17 protein-coding genes and 3 pseudogenes are annotated in these 20919 nt (G+C 41.5%); 15 read left to right on the plus strand and 5 right to left on the minus strand.

Translation table 11 applies throughout. The features are described from left to right. Both C3Z13_RS12215 and iolB read right to left on the minus strand, forming a co-directional pair. Positions 1-241 (minus strand): annotated as a pseudogene (locus C3Z13_RS12215) (catalase); the annotation flags it as partial. 201 nt (positions 242-442) lie between these two features. Next, positions 443-1276: a 5-deoxy-glucuronate isomerase gene (gene iolB, locus C3Z13_RS04730; protein WP_103855163.1), complete on the minus strand. Its 834-nt coding sequence runs from the start codon at positions 1274-1276 to the stop codon at positions 443-445. Between the two features lie 242 nt (positions 1277-1518). Between iolB and C3Z13_RS04735 the strand changes: the two are divergent. Then, positions 1519-3027: pseudogene (locus C3Z13_RS04735) on the plus strand (CoA-acylating methylmalonate-semialdehyde dehydrogenase). Between the two features lie 19 nt (positions 3028-3046). Continuing rightward, the gene (locus C3Z13_RS04740; protein ID WP_103855164.1) at positions 3047-4222 is read left to right on the plus strand and encodes a Gfo/Idh/MocA family protein; all 1176 of its coding nucleotides are present in this window, start codon (positions 3047-3049) and stop codon (positions 4220-4222) included. 75 nt (positions 4223-4297) lie between these two features. Here C3Z13_RS04740 and pnuC read toward each other — a convergent pair whose 3' ends face one another. After that, positions 4298-4978: a nicotinamide riboside transporter PnuC gene (gene pnuC, locus C3Z13_RS04745; RefSeq protein WP_103855165.1), complete on the minus strand. Its 681-nt coding sequence runs from the start codon at positions 4976-4978 to the stop codon at positions 4298-4300. A 246-nt stretch (positions 4979-5224) separates the two neighbouring features. On the opposite strand from pnuC, the gene C3Z13_RS12995 reads away from it, so the two are divergent. The 9 genes from C3Z13_RS12995 (at position 5225) to C3Z13_RS04785 (ending at position 13683) form a co-directional block, all read left to right on the plus strand. Then, positions 5225-5359 carry a hypothetical protein gene (locus C3Z13_RS12995; RefSeq protein WP_425427451.1) on the plus strand — a complete coding sequence of 45 codons (135 nt, stop codon included), beginning with the start codon at positions 5225-5227 and terminating at the stop codon, positions 5357-5359. Between the two features lie 114 nt (positions 5360-5473). Next, positions 5474-8116 (plus strand): RNA polymerase-associated protein RapA, encoded by a 2643-nt coding sequence (gene rapA, locus C3Z13_RS04750; RefSeq protein WP_425427452.1) that lies wholly within the window; start codon positions 5474-5476, stop codon positions 8114-8116. Next, positions 8116-8775 (plus strand): bifunctional tRNA pseudouridine(32) synthase/23S rRNA pseudouridine(746) synthase RluA, encoded by a 660-nt coding sequence (rluA, locus tag C3Z13_RS04755; protein WP_103855166.1) that lies wholly within the window; start codon positions 8116-8118, stop codon positions 8773-8775. Before rapA ends, rluA begins: the two co-directional genes overlap by 1 nt. Positions 8776-8868: 93 nt before the next feature. Then, positions 8869-9435, plus strand: coding sequence for a Der GTPase-activating protein YihI (yihI, locus tag C3Z13_RS04760; RefSeq protein WP_103855167.1), 567 nt, complete (start codon positions 8869-8871; stop codon positions 9433-9435). 3 nt (positions 9436-9438) lie between these two features. After that, positions 9439-9873 carry a DUF2489 domain-containing protein gene (locus tag C3Z13_RS04765; protein WP_103855168.1) on the plus strand — a complete coding sequence of 145 codons (435 nt, stop codon included), beginning with the start codon at positions 9439-9441 and terminating at the stop codon, positions 9871-9873. A 9-nt stretch (positions 9874-9882) separates the two neighbouring features. Further along, positions 9883-11250, plus strand: coding sequence for an oxygen-independent coproporphyrinogen III oxidase (gene hemN, locus C3Z13_RS04770; protein ID WP_103855169.1), 1368 nt, complete (start codon positions 9883-9885; stop codon positions 11248-11250). Positions 11251-11435: 185 nt separating this feature from the next. After that, positions 11436-12218: an amino acid ABC transporter substrate-binding protein gene (locus C3Z13_RS04775; RefSeq protein ID WP_103855170.1), complete on the plus strand. Its 783-nt coding sequence runs from the start codon at positions 11436-11438 to the stop codon at positions 12216-12218. A 22-nt stretch (positions 12219-12240) separates the two neighbouring features. Next, on the plus strand, positions 12241-12924 hold the full coding sequence (locus C3Z13_RS04780; protein WP_228516272.1) for an amino acid ABC transporter permease: 684 nt from the start codon (positions 12241-12243) through the stop codon (positions 12922-12924). Positions 12925-12933: 9 nt separating this feature from the next. Further along, entirely contained in the window at positions 12934-13683 is a 750-nt protein-coding gene (locus C3Z13_RS04785) for an amino acid ABC transporter ATP-binding protein (RefSeq protein ID WP_103855172.1), read from the plus strand. Between the two features lie 166 nt (positions 13684-13849). On the opposite strand, the gene fis is transcribed toward C3Z13_RS04785, so the two are convergent. Both fis and dusB read right to left on the minus strand, forming a co-directional pair. Beyond that, a complete protein-coding gene (fis, locus tag C3Z13_RS04790) occupies positions 13850-14149 on the minus strand; it encodes a DNA-binding transcriptional regulator Fis (RefSeq protein WP_103855173.1) in 300 nt (99 codons plus the stop codon). A gap of 21 nt (positions 14150-14170) precedes the next feature. Then, a pseudogene (gene dusB, locus C3Z13_RS04795) lies at positions 14171-15126 on the minus strand (tRNA dihydrouridine synthase DusB). A gap of 316 nt (positions 15127-15442) precedes the next feature. On the opposite strand from dusB, the gene C3Z13_RS04800 reads away from it, so the two are divergent. From C3Z13_RS04800 to C3Z13_RS04810, 4 genes are all read left to right on the plus strand, one after another. Next, complete coding sequence (locus tag C3Z13_RS04800) at positions 15443-17476, plus strand: TonB-dependent receptor plug domain-containing protein (RefSeq protein ID WP_245872556.1); 2034 nt, start codon at positions 15443-15445, stop codon at positions 17474-17476. A gap of 110 nt (positions 17477-17586) precedes the next feature. Further along, positions 17587-18477 carry a TonB-dependent receptor domain-containing protein gene (locus tag C3Z13_RS12220; protein ID WP_245872557.1) on the plus strand — a complete coding sequence of 297 codons (891 nt, stop codon included), beginning with the start codon at positions 17587-17589 and terminating at the stop codon, positions 18475-18477. Between the two features lie 130 nt (positions 18478-18607). Next, on the plus strand, positions 18608-19399 hold the full coding sequence (locus C3Z13_RS04805; RefSeq protein WP_103855174.1) for a Slam-dependent surface lipoprotein: 792 nt from the start codon (positions 18608-18610) through the stop codon (positions 19397-19399). A 253-nt stretch (positions 19400-19652) separates the two neighbouring features. Further along, entirely contained in the window at positions 19653-20906 is a 1254-nt protein-coding gene (locus tag C3Z13_RS04810; RefSeq protein ID WP_181022013.1) for a surface lipoprotein assembly modifier, read from the plus strand. Positions 20907-20919 lie beyond the last annotated feature (13 nt).

Here is a 20919-nt window from a genome sequence, read left to right on the forward strand (position 1 = left end):
TATTTGGTAATATCGTGGTAACGGTGAATGTCCCGAATGCACCAGAACCTTTCGCGTGCATACGGCGTTCAGGAATCACTTCACGCACAAAGTTCGCTAATTTTTCTTGCAGCCACACATCTTGGGCTAAAAGTGGCCCACGCGGCCCTGCGGTTAAACTGTTTTGGTTATCCACCACCGGCGCACCAAAATCGGTGGTTAAGTGAGTAACCGGACATTTTTTGATTGAATTGTCAGTCATTTTTGTTTCCTTAGTTTAGTTAGTAGGGAGTTAATTGGCATAAATCATAGCAGTATTGGGCTAAACCTGACTAAATGATAATTTGTATTGATTTAATAGGGAGAAGGGGCAAGAGATAGAGAAAAAGTGTGGTGGAAAATTTGTGATTTTTCATCTGCCGCTCAAATTTACACCACACTTGATTTCAAAGTGATATATTTCTTACTCAAAAAACTTATCAGCATACTCCTGGCTGTTAATCCATTGGTGATCTTTTTCCCAAGTAAACCGCCATTTGCGAACAGGGCCGGCCATAACATTGAGATAATAGTTGTTATAACCCGCAATAGTGGCAACTGGGTGATAGCCTTTTGGCACTTGCACTACATCGCCATCATAGACTGCCATACATTCATCTAAGCTTCGATCATTGGTATAGACTCGTTGCAAGCAGAATCCTTGAGCGGGTTCAAAACGGTGGTAATAGGTTTCTTCTAAATAAGTTTCAGTTTCACTATTTTTTTGATCATGTTTATGGCTTGGGAATGAACTGGTGTTTCCCTCATCGGTAAATACTTCCACAACTAATAAGGCATCAGCGGGTTCTGTTTCAGGCAGAATATTGTGCACAAGGCGTTTATTATTGCCGAATCCACGTTGTTCAACACCCACTTCTGCTGGTGTGATTAAACGTACTGGTAAATTACCTTCACTTGGCGCACGGCAAACCGCTAATTCTAAATAAGTTTCTGCTTGGATTTCAACTTGGTGATGATGTGGCACATAAAGAGAATAAGGCGGAATACGGTCGAAAGGAGATTGGCGGTTACCAATATGTTCGAATATTTGCCCTGCTGTCGAAATGGTGCATTTTCCAGCCAAAACCACAAAACACACTTCGGTATTTTCTGTATCAAAGCTCAAATTTTGATTAGGCTGTAAGTGATAGCATTCAAACCCAACATATTCCCAATTGGCGCTCTTAGGGGTTACTCTCTGTACTAAACCATTAGGAGCTGGATTTTGTTTGGCTGACTTTGACAATAAATAGCTCATATTCACCTCTCATTGAATTAATTAGGTAGTTTTCGTCCAAATCATAGATCAGATAGCGGAAGGTTGTCAGAAAAAATTATCAAATATCCAACGTAGATCACAAAAATGAAATAATTATTTCATTATTTGGTAAAGTGAATTGAAAAATTTATTTCATTATTCTAATCTAGTGTACAACTTAAATTTGTGCAAAGCACAATCAGATGAATCATTCATTTCACTTTTAGGTTAAGGAGCAAAGAATGGAAACTGTTTTAAATTTTATTAATGGAAAACTGGTTGAAAGCCAAGGCGAAAAAGTATGGCCAATTTTTAATCCTGCGACAGGAAAACAAATTCGCCAAGTGCGTATGAGTACTGAAGCGGAAGTGCTGGAAGCTGTTGAGGTGGCACAAAAAGCATTCCCTGAGTGGGCTGCGACTTCGCCATTACGTCGAGCAAGGGTGCTCTTTAAGTTTAAAGAATTATTACAGCGTGATTGGGATTCATTAGCACGTTTAATCACTGAGGAACATGGTAAAGTTTATTCTGATTCTTGTGGTGAGTTAACTCGTGGTTTGGAAGTGGTTGAATTTGCCTGTGGGATTCCGCATTTGCTTAAAGGTGAGTTCTCGGAGCAAGCAGGGCGAGGTATTGATATTCATTCCACAATGCAACCTTTGGGAGTTTGCGTTGGTATTACGCCATTTAACTTCCCTGCGATGGTGCCAATGTGGATGTTCCCGATTGCACTAGCTTGTGGTAATACCTTTATTTTGAAGCCTGCAAAAACTGACCCTTCACTTTCTATTCGCCTTGCTGAATTATTAAAAGAAGCAGGCTTGCCAGATGGTGTGTTTAATGTAGTACATGGAGATCGTCATGATAATGAAATTTTATTGCGTGAGCCTCGTGTGAAAGCGATAAGTTTTGTGGGCTCAACAACAGCGGCAGAATATGTGCATAAAGTTGGTTCTGAGTATGGTAAACGTGTACAAGCACTTGGTGCAGCGAAAAATCACGGTTTGGTAATGCCTGATGTGGATATTAATGCGACCGCAGATGCGTTACTCGGTGCAGCTTTTGGGGCGGCAGGTGAACGTTGTATGGCATTACCAATTGCAGTAACCATTGACGATGAAACAGCAGATAAATTAGTGGCTCGCTAAAACCAAAAGTAGAAGCTTTACGTTATGGACCAGGTATTCCAAAAGAAAGCGAAAAAAGAAATGGATTTTGGACCGCTCATTACGCAGCAACACCTCAACAACGTAACCAAATATATTGATAAAGGTGTAGAAGAGGGTGCTACTTTAGTCGTGGATGGACGTAATAAAAAACCAGCCGGCTATGAAGAGGGTTTCTTTATCGGAGGTACGTTATTTGATCATGTTACTGAGGATATGGTTATTTATAAAGAAGAGATTTTTGGTCCTGTGCTTGGCATTGTTCGTGCGAAAAATTTTGAAGATGCAATGCGTTTAATCAATGACCATCAATTTGGTAATGGCGCAGCTATTTTCACTAATAGCGGTGCTGCAGCTCGGGAATTTTCATATCGCGTCCAAGCTGGAATGGTTGGGGTGAATATTCCAATTCCAGTTCCGATGGCATTCCATTGCTTTGGTGGTTGGAAAGGTTCAGCTTTTGGGGCATTAAATGTGTATGGTCCAGATGGTGTGCGTTTCTACACTAAAATGAAAACTGTGACAACACGTTGGCCAGAACAAAATATGGATTCTCAAGCAGCATTCAGTATGCCAACCTTATAATAAAAAATAAAAGAGATTTCTGCGATGGAAATCTCTTTTTTCTTGCGTAAGGAAAAGAAATGAAAAAGTAAGAATTGGATTAATTGGCACAGGATATATTGGACGTTGCCATGCTATTGCTTATGCTCAAGCACCTACGGTTTTTCCGCTAGACGCGGAGCTAGAATGCGATTACCTAGCAGAAATCACACCTGAGTTAGCAGCTCAAAAGGCTAAAGAGTTTGGCTTTAAGCGTTCTACAGGAGATTGGCGTGATGTGGTACAAGATCCCAATATTGATGTAGTAGATATTTGCACCCCAAACTTTTTACATAAAGAAATTGCATTAGCTGCAATTGAGCAAGGTAAACATGTTTATTCGGAAAAGCCTCTTGCTTTAACTGCAGAAGATGCCAAATTAATGTATCAAGCCGCACAAAAAGCAGGAGTAAAAACCCTTGTAGGGTTTAATTATATTAAGAACCCAACTACTCAACTTGCGAAAGAAATCATAGAGCGGGGAGAAATTGGAGAGATTGTTCATTTTTATGGAACGCATAATGAAGATTATCTCGCAGATCCTAATACACCACGAGATTGGCATTGCATTCGTGAAAAAGCAGGGTTAGGGGCGTTAGGCGATCTTTCCGCGCATATTATACAAATGTCGCAATATCTTGTAGGTAGCCAAATTCAACGCGTGGTTGGAGATATGGAAACGGTAATAAAAATGCGCCCTAACCCGCAAAATTTAAATGAACAGCTTCCTGTTGAAAATGAAGATCAAGCCACCGCAATCGTACGTTTTGCTAATGGTTGTATGGGGACAATTGAAACTTCTCGAATTGCGTGTGGACGCAAAATGGGACTAAGTTATGTCATCACAGGAACAAAAGGCACAATCAGCTACACGCAAGAAAGAATGGCAGAACTGAAATTGTATCTCCACACAGATGAACCAGCACGGCAAGGTTTTAAAACCTTACTGACAGGCCCACACCACCCTGATTATAAGCATTTTTGTGTAAGCGCTGGACATGGTATTGGTTTCAATGATCAAAAAACGGTGGAAATTCGTGATCTTATTAATGCCATCACAAATAATCAGCCAATGTATCCTGATTTTGAAGAAGGATTTAAGGTTTCTCGAGTGCTTGATGCAATTGCAATGTCCTGTCAGGAAAAGCGTTGGGTTAATGTGGAGGAGGTAGCTTAATTTCCCGTTAGCTTTAAAAACAAAAAAACTTGGCAATTATGCCAAGTTTTTATTTTTAAAGTGCGGTCATTTTTTTTACGAATTTTTCGCTAACTTGGACCAGTTGTAATAGCCGTATAACGAGTTAAGCAAATAAGCGCCGAACATTAAATACATTGCTGGGGTGTCAGCCCAGAGAATGATAGAAAGGATATTGATGATAATCCATAAGATCCATTGTTCGCTATAACGCAAAATCATCAATAATTGTGCTGCAATAACCAGCACGGTGGTGAGGCCATCTAAGCCGATAGAATTGCCGTCTGTTGTTTTTAAAATGCTGATAAAGGCAATAGAACCCAGTACTACAAGGCTGATTAGGGTGGCCCAACCTTTTACGGTAAGAAATTTAGCGATTACCGTTTCGCTTTGTTCTGTGCTGTTACGCATATTTTCTTTCCATAAGAAATAACCGATAAATTGCGCAGGAATATAAACATAAAGGGTCGTGGTCATTTCGCCATAAAATTTGTTGTCTAACGACACATAGAAATAGCTATAAGCAAAAATTAAACCGAAGAAATAGTTACTGATTTTCCCTTTGCCCACAAACACCACGCATAAGATACCTGAAATCCCTGCAAGCGCCTCTAACCAAGACACGGGCGATTGTGCATAGGCGTAAAGCTGTGCAGCAATAAATAAGAAAAGCCAGACGACTTCAAAAGGTTTCCAGCCGCCAAAAAATTCATTTTTAAGAGTTTGAGAAAAACGCATAGCATTATCCTTAATAAGTGAAATAAAAACCTTGCGATTTTTGCACCGCACTTTTAAAAAGTCAAGGATAGGCTACATTTTTCTTTTTATTCTGTGATTTATGTTGTATTTTTGTTGTATATATTTTCATTTCTTTTTCACTGTAAGATCGTTAAAATAGCCGCCCTTTTTCGTAATAAAATCTTCGCTAAATGGCTTGTTATCAGCATACGCCATTTAGCTATAACAATAATAAGAGTAAATTTTATGTCCTTTATAGTTGGTCAGCGTTGGATTAGTGAAAGTGAAAATGATCTTGGCTTGGGCGTGGTTGCGGAAGTCAATTACCGTACGGTTACGCTAAATTTCCTGCCGCCGAAGAAATTCGTATTTATGCCTTAGATAATGCCCCGTTAGTGCGCGTGGTTTTCAAGTGGGTGATGAAATTCGTCATAAGAGGGCTGGCAGGGCAAGGTGCTTGAAGTGTTAGATCATAATGGGCTGGCGTTCTATTTGGTGCAAAAAGAAGATGGGCAAGAGGCGATGTTGCAAGAGGCGGAACTCAGCTCGCAAATCACCTTCAGCAAGCCACAAGAGCGTTTATTTGCGGGGCAAATCGATCGGGCTAGCCATTTTGTATTGCGTTATCGAGCGTTGCAACAGCGTCAAGCCCAATTTCAATCACCGTTACGCGGGTTGCGTGGCATTCGTGGCGGCTTAATTCCGCACCAGTTGCACATCGCCAAAGAAGTGGGACAGCGAATTGCTCCGCGTGTTTTGCTCGCTGATGAAGTGGGACTGGGGAAAACCATTGAAGCGGGTATGATTTTGCAACAGCAACTTTTTGCTGAAAAAGCGGAACGCGTGCTGATTATTGTGCCAGAAACCTTGCAACATCAATGGCTTGTGGAAATGCTCCGCCGTTTTAATTTGCATTTTTCCTTGTTTGACGAAGAGCGTTGTGCGGATTTTGATGGGCTTGATGGGGGCGTGGCGAGCAATCCATTCAAAACCGAGCAACTGATTATTTGTGCGTTGGATTGGCTGGTGCAAAAACCAAGACGCGCCGAACAGCTTGCCAACGCGGATTTTGATTTGCTTATTGTGGACGAAGCCCATCATTTGGCGTGGTCGGAACAAGCGCCAAGTTTGGCTTATCAAATTGTCGAGCAGTTGGCGAGCCATATTCCTACCGTATTATTGCTGACGGCAACCCCTGAACAATTAGGGCAAGAAAGCCATTTTGCACGCTTGAAATTGCTCGATCCCGATCGCTTTTATGATTACAGCGCTTTTGTGCAAGAACAGCAGCATTATCAACCAGTGGCTGAAGCTGTGAATGGATTGTTAAGCGAGCAGCCATTAAGCACGCAAGAAGAAAAACATATAGCGGAATTGCTGTCTGATCAAGATATTAGCGGATTATTAGCGGATCTTCATCATAGCGAGAAAAAAGTGCAAGCGCGTGAAACCTTAGTAGAAAATCTGCTCGATCGCCACGGCACCAGTCGTGTGTTATTTCGTAATACCCGCCAAGGCATGAAAGGCTTCCCATTGCGTCATTATCACGAAATCACCTTGCCAATGCCAAAGCAATATCGCAATGCGATAGGCGTGCTGAAAATGCTTGGTGAAGTGAAAACCAGCGATTTATTTTACCCCGAGCAGATCTTCCAGAAAATGAACCCTGATGCCGCTTGGTGGGATTTTGATCCGCGTGTGGAATGGCTGATCGACTTCTTACAATCTCACCGCGAAGAAAAAGTGTTGGTGATTTGTCATCAAGCCAAAACCGCCATTCAGCTAGAGAAAGCCTTACGCGAAAAAGAAGCCATTCGCAGTGCGGTGTTCCATCAAAATATGTCTATTGTAGAACGGGATAAAGCCGCGGCTTATTTTGCTCAACAGGAAGAGGGCGCGCAGGTGTTGCTCACCTCAAGCATTGGCTCTGAGGGGCGAAATTTCCAATTCACTCATCATTTGGTGCTGTTTAACTTGCCTGATAATCCCGATTTATTGGAACAGTGCATAGGGCGTTTAGATCGCATCGGGCAAAAACAAGACATCGAGATTTACGCCCCTTGCTTTGCTGACAGCCCGCAAGTGTTGCTCGCCCAGTGGTATCATCAAGGCTTGAATGCGTTTGAAGAAACCTGTCCGATGGGCGCAACCTTGTTTGAAAAGCGCGGTGCAAAATTGCAAGATTTTTTACAGCATAATGAACAGAATGCGGCGTTTGATGAATTTGTTGCTCAGACCCGAACCGAGCGTGATGCCTTAAAAGTGCAGCTTGATCAAGGTAGAGATCGTCTATTAGAAATTAATTCTAACGGTGGCGAACAAGCCCAAGCCTTGGCCGCAGCCATTGCGGAGCAAGACGGCTCAAGCGAATTAATCAATTTTACCTTAAATTTATTTGATATTATCGGCGTGGAGCAAGAAGATCTCGGCGAGAAAAGCATCGTTATTCACCCCACAGGCACAATGCTGGTGTCAGATTTCCCTGGCTTAAAAGAAGAAGGCTTAACGGTAACCTTTGATCGCAATTTAGCCGTGGCGCGCGAAGATGTTGAGTTTCTCACTTGGGATCACCCAATGATTCGCAACGGCATTGATTTGATTACCGATGGCGATATTGGCAAAACTGCCGTATCATTGCTCATCAATAACGATCTGCCAGTGGGATCGCTGTGGCTTGAGCTGATTTATATTGTCGAAGCCCAAGCTCCACGCGGCTTGCAACTTACCCGTTTCCTTCCGCCGACACCGGTGCGATTGCTGATCGATGGCAAGGGCAATAATTTAGCGGAAAAAGTGGGCTTTGAGCTGTTGCAAAAACAACTCAAGCCGATGGGCAAACAAATGGCAAGCAAAGTGCTGAAAATGTTGCGTCCTGCCATTGAGCAATTATTGCAAGCGGGCGAAAAACACATTGGCGACACCGCCCAACAGCTTATCACACAGGCCCAACAGCGGGCGGAGCAATGCCTTGATAGCGAGCTAACCCGTTTGCAGGCGTTAAAGCAGGTGAATAAAAACATTCGCCAAGATGAAATTGACACATTAAGCACGCAACGTAGCCAAATTCTTGAGCATTTGCATAATGCCTCGTGGCGATTGGACAGCCTGCGTGTGGTCATCAGTAATAAGAGTAAATAATGGCATTAATTGATTACAATCCCCCGCAAGAACCTTGGTTAGATGTGATCTATCACGACAACCATATTTTATTGGTAAATAAGCCGAGCGGTTTGCTTTCCGTGCCGGGTAACCAACCGCAATATTACGACAGCGCAATGTCGCGCGTAAAAGAAAAATATGGTTTTTGCGAGCCGGCGCACCGTCTTGATATGGCAACCAGTGGGATTTTGCTGTTTGCAATGAGCAAGCTGGCAGATAAAGAACTCAAGCGCCAGTTTCGTGAACGTGAGCCGAAGAAATCTTATCAGGCACTCGTTTGGGGGCATTTAGCGCAAGATAGCGGCACGGTGAATTTGCCGCTGATTTGCGATTGGGAAAACCGCCCGCGACAAAAGATTTGTTTTGAACTTGGCAAAAGTGCGGTAACAAAATTTGAAATTTTACAACGCCTCCCCAATAACAGCACAAGGGTAAAGCTTACCCCAATTACGGGGCGTTCGCACCAATTACGCCTACATATGCTTGCCCTTGGCCACCCTATTTTAGGCGACAAATTTTACGCTCATCCGCAAGCGAAAGCGATGTCGCCACGTTTGTGTTTGCACGCACAATCCTTACAAATTCGCCACCCTTTAACGGGCGAAATAATGGATTTCACGGCAGATGTACCGTTTTAATTCGTTCTAACCAATCACAGAAATAATGCGGAGAATTGGCGATTTAATGCTACAATTCTCCCCAATTCATTTTTACCAAATAGTAGAGAAATTATGTCCCGTCAAAAGAAAACACGCCGTATTACGGATATTATGCCAACACGCAAGGCGGATAAACCCGCGCAAAGCGCCCCTGCTGGGCGCGGGCGCAAATTGACACGTTATGAATTAGATGCCAAAGCCCGTGAAGAAAAAAGAAAGAAAAAGCACAAAGGCTTAGCGGCAGGGTCGCGTCATAGTAGCCAAGGGGAAAATAAACCCTTGGAGCAAAATCAGGTGCAAGATCCCCGCGTTGGTAGCCGTAAAAAAATCCCGTTAGTGGTGGAATTTGTCAATAAACCTGAAAAAGGAATGACTATTCCGCCTGTGGAAGTTACAAAACCAAAAGCCCTTGATCCTATGGTGGAACTTGAACAGCTTGAAAACAACGAATGTTTAAATGATTTGTTGGATCAGCTTGAGGCAGGCAAAACCTTAAATGCCAAAGATCAAGCCTTTGTGGACGAATGCCTTGATCGCATCGCTCAATTAATGGACGAACTTGGCATTAAAGATGAAGAAGAAAATGCGGAAGATTTATACCGCACTTTTGAAACCATTGATATTAATCAGTTTAAATAATTTATGTGGATTTATCTTTTACTTGCCCTCGGGCTTTTGATTATTGTGGGAATGGCCGCTTATGCGGTGAAATTATTGCGTGCGTTAAAAAGCCAAAAACAGGCGTTAGAAAATGTACGCTTGGCGCGTGTAAAACGCCTAAAAGAGAGTATTGAGATTATCGCTCGGGCAATGCAAACTGGCGATTGTAATCTTTCTGAAGGCGTGATTCGCCTCAAAATGTTGCTTGATCCGCTAGGCATTAAAATCGCCAGCTATCCCGCGATGGGCGAGCTTTATGAGGTGGTGAAAGAAATGCCAACGCATCAAGCGAGAACCGCATTGAAAAAGAACGAACGTATGCGTTTAGATCTTACCCGTGAGAGTGCGGAGGCGGAGCTTGAGGCAAAAATAACGTTGGAATTAGATCAATTATTGTTGGATATGAAAAATTTTTAGGGGGAGTGAATGACAGGAACGATGTGGGATTCCACGTTAATTCAAAAATATAACTATTCTGGGCCGCGTTACACCTCTTACCCAACGGCGTTAGAATTTAACGAAAATTATACTGAACAAGATTTCCAAGCGGCAGCAGCGCGTTACCCTGACCGTCCGCTTTCTCTTTATGTGCATATCCCGTTTTGTCATAAATTGTGCTATTTCTGCGCCTGTAACAAAATCATTACGCGTCATCAGCACAAAGCGGATATTTATCTTGATTATTTGGAAAAAGAAATCAAAAATCGCGCCGCACTTTTCCGCAATCGCAAGGTAACCCAAGTGCATTGGGGCGGCGGCACACCGACCTATCTCACAGAGCAACAATCCAGCCGTTTAATGGCAATGTTGCGTGAGCATTTTCATTTTGCCGATAACGCCGAAATTAGTATCGAAATGGATCCGCGTAAAATTGAGCTGGAAACCCTCGATCATCTGCGTAAAATTGGCTTTAACCGCATTAGTATGGGCGTGCAGGATTTTAACAAAGCGGTGCAAAAAGCGGTGAACCGCGAACAGGACGAGAACTTTATTCAAGCCTTATTGGAACGGGCAAGAGCCTTGGGCTTTCAATCCACCAATTTGGATTTGATTTATGGGTTGCCATTGCAGAATGTGGAAAGCTTTATGTTCACCCTGCAAAAAGTGATTGAATTAAACCCTGATCGTTTGAGCGTGTTTAACTATGCCCATTTGCCAAGCCGTTTTGCGGGGCAAGCGAAGATTAAAGAGGATCAGCTGCCTGCACCTGAAACCAAGCTCACCATTTTGCAAAAAACCATTGAAACCTTAGAGGGGGCAGGCTACCGCTTCATTGGAATGGATCACTTTGCGAAGCCTGATGATGAACTTGCGATAGCACAACAAAATGGCGTGCTACACCGCAATTTCCAAGGCTACACCACCCAAGAAGAATGCGATTTGCTTGGTCTTGGTGTGTCTGCCATTAGCCTGTTAGGGGATACTTACGCACAAAATCAAAAAGAGCTAAAACATTATTACGCAGATATTGAGCAAAAAGGCACCGCACTTCACAAAGGCTTTGTGATGAGCCAAGAAGATTGCTTGCGCCGTGATGTTATCAAACAGCTAATTTGCAACTTCAAACTGGATTACGCCCCATTTGAGCAGCAATATGGCATTGATTTCAAAACCCATTTTGCGGAAGATTTAGAATTGCTCGCGCCCCTTGCCGCAGATGGCTTAATTGAAATTGGCGAAAAAGGATTACAGGTTTCCCCTGTTGGACATTTGCTGATTCGCAATATTTGTTTGTGTTTTGACACCTACTCAAGACAACAAGCCAGACGCCAACAGTTCTCGAGAATTATTTAATCTCAAATAATCCGCTCAAAAGATTGTTTTGGGCGGATCAATGGTGGGCTTGAAAGTATTGTGCTAGTCAAAGAAATTCTGCATATTTAACTTTTTTATAACATATTCCTTTAAGTTATTTGTAAATCCTTTTGTTTCTTTTACAATGCTTGGCACTTAACGAAATCTATTCAAAGGAGAATATTATGTTGAAAAAATTAGCATTTTTTTCCACCGCACTTTTAGCGATTACTACCGCAACCCAAGCCATTGCAGCGGAAAGTTTGATTGAACGTATCAACAATAAAGGGACGATTACCGTCGGCACAGAAGGCACTTACGCTCCTTTCACTTACCACGATGCCAGCGGTAAATTAACGGGCTATGATGTGGAAGTTACCCGTGCCGTTGCGGAAAAACTCGGTGTAACTGTTGATTTTAAAGAAACCCAATGGGACGCAATGCTTGCGGGCTTAAAAGGCGGACGCTTTGACCTTGTAGCAAACCAAGTGGCACTCACCACCCCAGAACGCCAAGCAACCTTTGATAAATCTGAGCCTTATAGTTGGTCTGGTGCGATGTTATTGGCTCGCCAAGATGAAAATCGTCTTCACAAAGTAGAAGATGTGAAAGGCTTAAAAGCAGCACAAACCCTCAGCTCAAACTATGGTGAGCTTGCAGTGAAATACGGTGCAGAAATTGTGCCGATTGATGGAATGGCACAAGGCTTATTGCTAATTCAACAAAAACGTGCTGATGTAACCTTTAATGATTCTTTAGCCTTATTGGATTATTTGAAGAAAAACCCAAATTCAGGCTTAAAACCATTTTGGGAATCCGCAGACAAAGTGGGGGCGGGCTTCGTTGTAAATAAAGGCAACGAGGAAGCACTGGCGAAAATTAGTGCAGCCATTGAAGAACTTCGTAATGACGGCACATTGAAAAAACTTGGTGAACAATTCTTCGGTAAAGATATCAGTGTTAAATAATTTCTTAGCTTCCTTACCCTTTATGACCGATGCTCGTGCTGAGCTGGTGATAAATGGTTTTCTCCCAATGGTTAAAGCAGCGGTATTGGTTTCAATACCGCTTGCTGTTGTTTCTTTCTTTTTTGGAATGATTATCGCGGTGGGCGTGGCGTTATTACGCGTTACCCCTGTCAATGGCTGGTTGCACCGTATTTTGTTGGCGATTGCGAAAGTCTATATTTCGATTATTCGCGGTACGCCAATGTTGGTGCAAATTTCTGTGGTATTTTACGGCTTGCCAGCGCTGGGCGTGTTTATCGATCCCATTCCTGCGGCGATTATTGGCTTTTCCCTCAATGTGGGGGCTTACGGTTCAGAAACCGTGCGTGCGGCCATTCAATCTGTGCCGAAAGGACAATGGGAAGCGGGCTATACCATCGGTATGACTTATATGCAAACTTTCCGCCGCATTATTGCCCCGCAAGCTTTCCGTGTTGCCGTTCCGCCGCTGAGCAATAGTTTTATCGGCTTGTTTAAAGATACCTCTTTGGCTTCTGTGGTAACCGTAACTGAAATGTTCCGCGTGGCGCAACAAATTGCCAATTCATCTTACGATTTCTTGCCTGTGTATATTGAAGCAGGTTTGGTGTATTGGTGTTTCTGTTTCGTGCTGTTTATCATTCAAGCGCGGGTAGAAAAACGTTTAGATCGCTATGTGGCACGATAGGGGAAGGCAATGATCAAAGTACGCAATATTCATAAAACCTTTGCTGATAATCCGGTTTTAAAAGGGGTTGATCTGGATATTCATAAAGGCGAAGTGGTGGTGATTCTGGGGCCTTCTGGTTCGGGAAAAACCACGTTTTTACGTTGTTTGAATGCCTTAGAATTACCCGAAAAAGGCACGATTGATTTTGCTGAAAAAAATCCGCTTTATGTGGATTTTGCCAGCCCTGATATTCAGAAAAAAATCCTGCCATTACGCCGTAAATCAGGAATGGTGTTCCAACAATACAACCTATTTCCGCACAAAACCGCGTTGGAAAATATTATGGAAGGTCCTGTGCAAGTGCAAAAGCGCGATGCGAAAATTGTGCGTCAAGAAGCGGAAGCGTTGCTTGCGAAAGTGGGCTTGTTAGATAAGAAAGATCTTTACCCTTACCAACTTTCAGGCGGCCAGCAACAGCGTGTCGGCATTGCTCGCGCCCTTGCCATTCAGCCTGAACTAATGCTATTTGATGAGCCAACTTCTGCGCTTGATCCTGAATTAGTGCAAGATGTGTTAAACACGATGAAGGAACTCGCTAACGAAGGCTGGACAATGGTGGTGGTTACCCACGAAATCAAATTTGCACTAGATGTGGCAGATGTGGTGGTGGTAATGGACGGTGGGGTGATTGTGGAACAAGGCTCACCGCAAGAATTGTTCGCTCACCCTAAACACGAACGTACCAAAGCCTTTTTACATCGCTTGAAATCAGAATAATGAGGGCATCACTGTACAACTAAGGTGCGGTGAAAAGTTTTATTAAATAAAGCCGATGAGCAATCATCGGCTTTTTCTTCGCTATTTCTAGAGAGAAAAATGTCGCAAAAAAACACCGCACTTTATTTATTAAGTGCGGTGTAATTTTATTCAGAATCTGAAATTATCAGCCCATACCGTATTTTTTTAATTTTTTGCGTAATGTGCCACGGTTAATGCCAAGCATTGTTGCTGCACGAGTTTGATTACCGCGAGTATATTGCATAATCATATCGAGCATAGGGTGTTCAACTTCCGATAAAACTAATTCATAAAGATCGTCCACATCTTGACCATCTAATTGAGCTAAATAATTTCTGATCGCTTGTTTCACAGAATCACGAAGTGGTTTGTTTGTTACTTGAGATTGTGAATTTAATACTGAAACAGTCAGAGCTTCAGCTGGATTACGTTGTTGTTCTAACATTGTTGTCTTTATCCAATAAAATCAAATTAAAAATTCTTCCAATGCCGTTATTTGCGCTTTCGCATTGGTAATGGCATTAAAAGTCTGTCTAAAACTGGAATTAGGTTGAATTCCCTGTAAATACCAAGCAACGTGCTTGCGTGCAATGCGATACCCCTTTTCTTCGCCATAAAATTGGTGAAGTTCTTGAATATGTCGCAAAATAACACCGCACTTTTCTTGTAAACTTGGTGTTGAAGTTGTTGAGCCGTTTTCCACTAGCCCAGCCACAGATTGAAAAATCCACGGCTGACCTAGCGCACCACGCCCAATCATTATTGCATCAGCACCGGTGTAATCAAGCACCGCTTGGGCTTTTTGTGCCGATGTAATATCACCATTGGCAATCACTGGAATAGAAACCTGCTGTTTCACCGCTTTAATGTTGTCGTACTCGGCTTCGCCCTCAAATAAACATTCACGAGTTCGCCCGTGAATGGTGAGCGCTTGTACACCTGCTTGTTCGGCAATTTTCGCGATTTCCACGCAGTTTCGATTTTGTCGATCCCAGCCTGTTCTAATTTTTAGTGTTACAGGCACGTCCACAGCACGCACCACTGCTTCAAGAATTTGTTGCACTAAATCAGGATATTGTAAAAGGGCAGAACCTGCCAATTTACGATTTACCTCTTTGCAGGACAGCCCATATTGATGTCAATAATTTCTGCCCCATAGCCCACATTCACTTGCGCGGCTTGTGCCATTTCCTGCGGATCAGATCCAGCAATTTGCACAGCGTTAATGCCTACATCTTGATGATAAGCAAGACGTTGTTTCGATTTTTCTGTATGCCATACGCGCGGATTGCTTGCCATCATTTCTGAAAAGGTCAATCCTGCCCCATAGTTCGCACAAAGGCGTCTAAAAGGTTGGTCGGTAATCCCTGCCATTGGCGCAAGCAAAATACGGTTTTTTAATTGATAATCACCAATTCGCACTGCGCTACCCCTAACAAGTTACTACCTTTTAACACACAATCTATCGCCAGCCCCAATGGGCAAGGCGTGCTATAATACGCACTTTTCTGTTATTTGCAAAGCATAATTTTTATACAAAAAGGAATTTTTTTAATTGTTTTGACCTAGGTCTATTAATTGTGCAGAAAGGCGACAAATCAAGGCGATAATTTGCAAGTGTCAATAGTCACTAACGAATTTATAACTATTTTTCAGTATTTATTTGTATTTTGAAATATTATTATTTATTATCCATATTTTAATGCGAATCATTTTTATTTGTATTAGGGGGTTAATAATGAAATTTCAAAAATGCTATGTATCCTTGGCGTTATCCGCCTGCCTAAATACCGTCACGAATGCAGCAGAATTGGATACGATTGTCGTTAAAAGCAACGCTGAAGTTCAAGCGGAGCAGAAAAAAGATGAGGTTTATCTTCATAATATCACCAATATGTATTCTGATAAAGAAACCGTGGAACGCTATAAAGGGGCAGCTCCTGCGGATCTGTTTCAAGCTTTTAATGGGGTGTACAGTGGTGATGCACGCAATAGTGGTGCCGTTGATCCAAATATTCGTGGCGTGCAAGGACAAGGGCGTATTCCTGTAACGATTGATGGCACAGAGCAGGCGATTACAACTTGGCGCGGTTATAACGGGGCAAATAATCGAAATTATCTTGATCCGAATTTAATTGGTGGCATTACCCTTGAAAAAGGGCCAGCGTTAGCGGCAGGAACGGCAAGTGGCATTGGTGGGACGGTTAAAATGCGTACTATTGATGTTGATGATATTGTGGCGCCCAATCAAAAAATCAGTACTGAATTAAAACTTGAGACCAGCAATAACTCAGTAAAAGAACATCCTAATAACCTGCATTTAGGTGAAGACTCTCGTATGTATGATCCTTTTCCTGGGGATTTTCTTCCTACTACCTTGGTTAAGCCTAAAACTAAAGGAGAATGGGGCAAAGATAATGCCATGCGTTTAGCTGTTGGGTTACGTGAAGAAAAATTTGATCTGCTAGCCGCTTATAGTTATCGCAGTAAGGGCAATTATCTATCTGGGCAAGGTGGTTCTCATCGTTACGAAGGGAGCCTTGATGAAAAATCGGGACGTGAGTTTAAACAAATGGAGCCGAATTTACCTTTTGCTGCCTCGATTTATCGCCCCCATACCGAAATCCCGAATACCTCGAGTACAATGGAGTCTTATTTACTAAAGAACACTTGGCGGTTTACGGATAAACAAGAACTCAAACTGGGCTATCGCCATACTAAAATGACTTATGGTGAGATTATGCCTTCTCGTTTAGATTTTTCGAAATTTTATGACCGTGTGCCTCAATGGCCTTTAGCTACAGTGACACAGCACGCCTTTAATGCTGATTATCATTACAACCCCGATAACCCATTGATTAATTTAAAAGCGGGGATATGGTACACACGCACCATTAGCGATACCAATACCTCTGGCGGTAATCCACGGGAACCAAATGAGCTAGATAATGAATTTATGGGGATTGCAATGCAAAAATGCTATAGACCAATGAGTGAGGAGGATCTTGCTAACTCCACGCCAGATGAGTTTATGAATCAATTTGATTTAAATTGTATGAAAGCCGAACATGCGGAATGGAGCAAAACGCACCCGAATACCAATGGTAAATATAATTTTGTCAATGCAGCACAATCTAATGCGTATAATACAAGAAGAGGATTTAACCTCAGCAATCAAATGCATTTAACCGATAAATTGGATTTAACCCTTTCTGGCTCATTTCAAAAAGAACGTCTCACCAGTGATCACCTAAAATCAAAACCTAACCCAAATAGCACCTATGAAAGTCCTGCAAGAATGGGGCGCCGTCAAGAGTGGGATATCGCCTTTAATTTTAACTATCGCCCAACTAATTGGTTAATGCTGACCGCTGGGGCTCGTTATAATGAATATTGGTCTTATGATGATTATTTAGATAGATTGGTTAAATCAGGGGGACTTTATAAACCTTATGAAGATAATCCAACTCGCCCTAGACAAATTTCCATAGGAAAAAGCTTTAAATATGACATAGTGGTAGATAAAGATATCTATTTGGCGTATAAAAAAGTAGAAAATGAGCTTTATGATAGTCAAAATATGGATTCCAACGGCTGTGATGATGACGATGAGAAATGCTGGGACAACTATTTTTCTCCACTCACAAAAATGGAAGAGAAATACGGAATAATAGATGATGATGGAACTATAAAAGATCATCAAGTTGAATGGCTTTATCATTCTGATGGGCGTTTACATAAAGAAGATAACCCTTTTTATAACGGAACATAAAAATGAAAAAGTGATTCATCCAGTGACAGGTGATGTTACAGATAAATATACAAATATTAGCTTAGGGCACCATTATGTAGAATTTAAAAGAAAGCGATAAATTAAAAAAAGTGGAAAAACGTCGTGCTCACGCTTTTGCTCCTGCTTTTTCTGCAACGGCATTTTTAACGGATAATTCCAGAGTGTATCTTCGTTATACGCAATATGCTCGTATGCCAAGTATTTTTGAAGATACTGTTGGTTTTTCCGCCAGTGCTGATACCAATGCCCGTTTCAAAGATGCCCGCTTAAAACCTGAGCGCGCTAAAAATATTGAGGTGGGCTATTCCTATGATTTTAGCTCCTTATTTAATACACCAACCAAAGCAGATGTAAAACTCAGCTATTATCACAATGTCACTAAAAATGTCATCGACCGTAATACAGATTTCCGTTTTGTTCAATTAGATAAACGGGTTGTTGATGGCATAGAACTTCAAGCCCGCTATGATAACAGTGATTATTTTGCTGATTTAGGTATAGCTTATAACCTTAAAAATAAAGTCTGTGATGCGGATATGGCAGTGGAAATGGATCCTATCGCAATGCGCGTGCCACATTGTATGACTGGTGGCTTCCCTTGGGGTTATTTACGCACCCAATTACAACCTAAATATTCCATTACCGCTAATCTCGGTGGACGTTTCTTTGATCGTAAATTAGAAATTGGTAGCCGTTGGCTTTACCACAGTAAAGCGGTCAATAAACAAGAAGCAAGATTATTTGAACTCAATGAAAGCCTCTCTACAAATGAAAAAATTGACTTAGGTTGGAACAGACCGATGTATTGGCAACCCGTATTAGTGGTAGATGCTTATATTAAATATCAATTTTCACCGAATTTAACCGTCGAATTCACGGGCACCAATTTAACCGATCGTTATTATCTTGACCCAATGACACGTTCAATGATCCCTGCACCAGGACGGACATTTAAATTGAGGTTAACGGCGAAATTTTAATTTCAGCTTTGGCTGGGATTAAAAAGGCGGTCATTTCCCTTCGCTCTCACACAACAGGGAAATGACCAAAATGCATCGTAATGATGCCAATAAAACGGGGAACATCCCCATTCTCAAAAAGGAAAAGAGTATGAAAAATATTTCTTTAAAAATGACCGCACTTAGTGTGACCTTATTGGCTTGCCTCACTGCTCAAGGAGCCGTCACTTCAGGCATTTCTAATGGTAATGCTGGATTATTGGTATCCAACGAATCTGCTGCACATAATGGTTGGTTCCATTCTGATGAAGGAGGGTTACCTGGTGTGGAAGTTAAAGGTGTCAGCTCTAAAGTGACGAGCTTTAAATCCTTAACTAAAATTACCAAAAACACCCAATGGATGCGTGCTTTTGGTGGTATTGATAATGATGGCGTAGTTGTGCTCAAAATGAACAATATGCCAAGCTGGGTACCTGGATTCCATAATAAACTTGGCAACTTTGCGTTCAAAAAAGTGGGTGAGCAAGAGCTGTATTATGGCGAATGGGTGGCGCGTGATGCCGATGCGACAAAAGATCGCGTGGTGTATTATGCGGGAAATGATAAAACCGTTGCCTTACCAAAAGGTGGTAAAGCCACTTATACTGTAACAGGTATCAATAACAACAATGATCTTAATAAAGGGGTGTTAAAAGGGCAGTTTACCGCTGACTTTAGAAATAAAACCTTAAAAGGGGATATTTCACGTCAAGATTTAACAGTAGAAGTTAATGCCAAAATAAAATCAGATGCTAGTTTCTCAGGTTCTGCCAAAGCAAATGGCGTAGTTGATGGAACAAGCCAAGGACATTTCTTTGGTAAAGATGCTGCGACGTTAGCAGGTTATGCTAAATTTACAGATCACAAATATGACACTGCCTTTGGTGGTAGCAAAAATAAATAAATTCATAGGGGGCCTTCCCCCTTTTTCCTATTTATATTAGATGTTATAGCCTATGAAAAAATATGTTTTAATTTTGTTGGGCGTTGCCTTTCTTACAGCTTTGCCAAGCTATGCAGATGAAAATGCAGAACAATCTCTGCAACTATGGCAAGACTCGCAACAAAAAATCAATCAACAACAAAAAGAAGCAGCATTATTCACTACCGCAAACCAGCAAGAAAATGAAATCACCTTAGATGGACAATCTTTTTCTGTGGCAAATACTGAAGCCGATGTCGGGCAAGCCCTTTATATTGCGGTAAATCAGCAACTTTGGCATTATGCAGAAAAATTTTTACTGCAATATCGCCAATTTCCCCAACATAAAAAAGAACTTGTATGGTTTGCTCAAGGAGCACTCGCCCGTCAACGTGGAGAGTTAGCTAAGGCGGAAACTGAATATCAAAAATTATTACAATCTGAACCTGATTTTTTACGGGGACAATTAGATTTAGCACGCATTCTATTTGAAAATAAAAAGAATAAAGAAGCCAGTAAACTGTTTTCTCAGTTTGTTCAAATGCCATTACCCAATGAAGTGAGCACATTATTAAAGGAATATTTACAAATTTTAAAAGAGCGAGAGCAATGGCACGGTGGATTACGTGTGGGGTATCGCTATCAAAAAAATATCAATCAATCCTCAGAACATTATCGCTGTCTGTTATTTTCTGGCACAACTTGCGTCGTTGAACGTGCGGCCCCTAAAGCGATTAACGCAAAAGGTTGGGGATATGAACTCAGCTTAAATAAAAAATTTAATTTAATGGGACATCACGGAATAAATATTTATTTCAATAGTGAAGGACAATATTATCCAACGGCTCGACAATATAATGATACCACATTTAAAACTTATATTGGATATGCTTTTCAAAATGCGAAAAAAGAGCTCATTATTGCTCCACTTTTTGAATATGAATGGTATGCCAATCAGCGTTATTATCACGCTTTTGGGGGGCATTTAGAATGGATGCAATCTCTTTTTAAAAAACATTTTCTCAATGTGCAATTTGAACAAAAACATTTGTTTTATAACGCTGGTTACAGTGCGATAGATAAAGCGGACATTTCTTCTTTATATGCCAGCTGGTATTACACGCCTACCAATAACACTACATTATTTACGGGAGTAGATGGGATATACCGCAAAGTTAAAGATAAAACAAATGGCTATCAAATGCTTGGGGCGAGATTCGGACTTTATCATCAATTTAATGACAAAATAAATCTGACCTTACTTGCTTCGATAAAAAATACCCGCTATTTGCAGCACAATGCTATTTTAGAAACGCAAAGAAAAGATAATCAATTCATTTATCAAGCGATTTTGGCTTTTCCCAATGTGTTTTATAGAAGGGTAACACCTAATGTAATCGTTAAAAGAACACATAATCGTAGTAATGTAGATTGGCTTTATTCTTATAAGCAAACTGAATTACAATTTAATTTAAGTTTTGTTTTTTAACCTTACTTTCTCG

The sequence above is a fragment of the Avibacterium endocarditidis genome (assembly GCF_002921145.1).
Lineage (GTDB): Bacteria > Pseudomonadota > Gammaproteobacteria > Enterobacterales > Pasteurellaceae > Avibacterium > Avibacterium endocarditidis.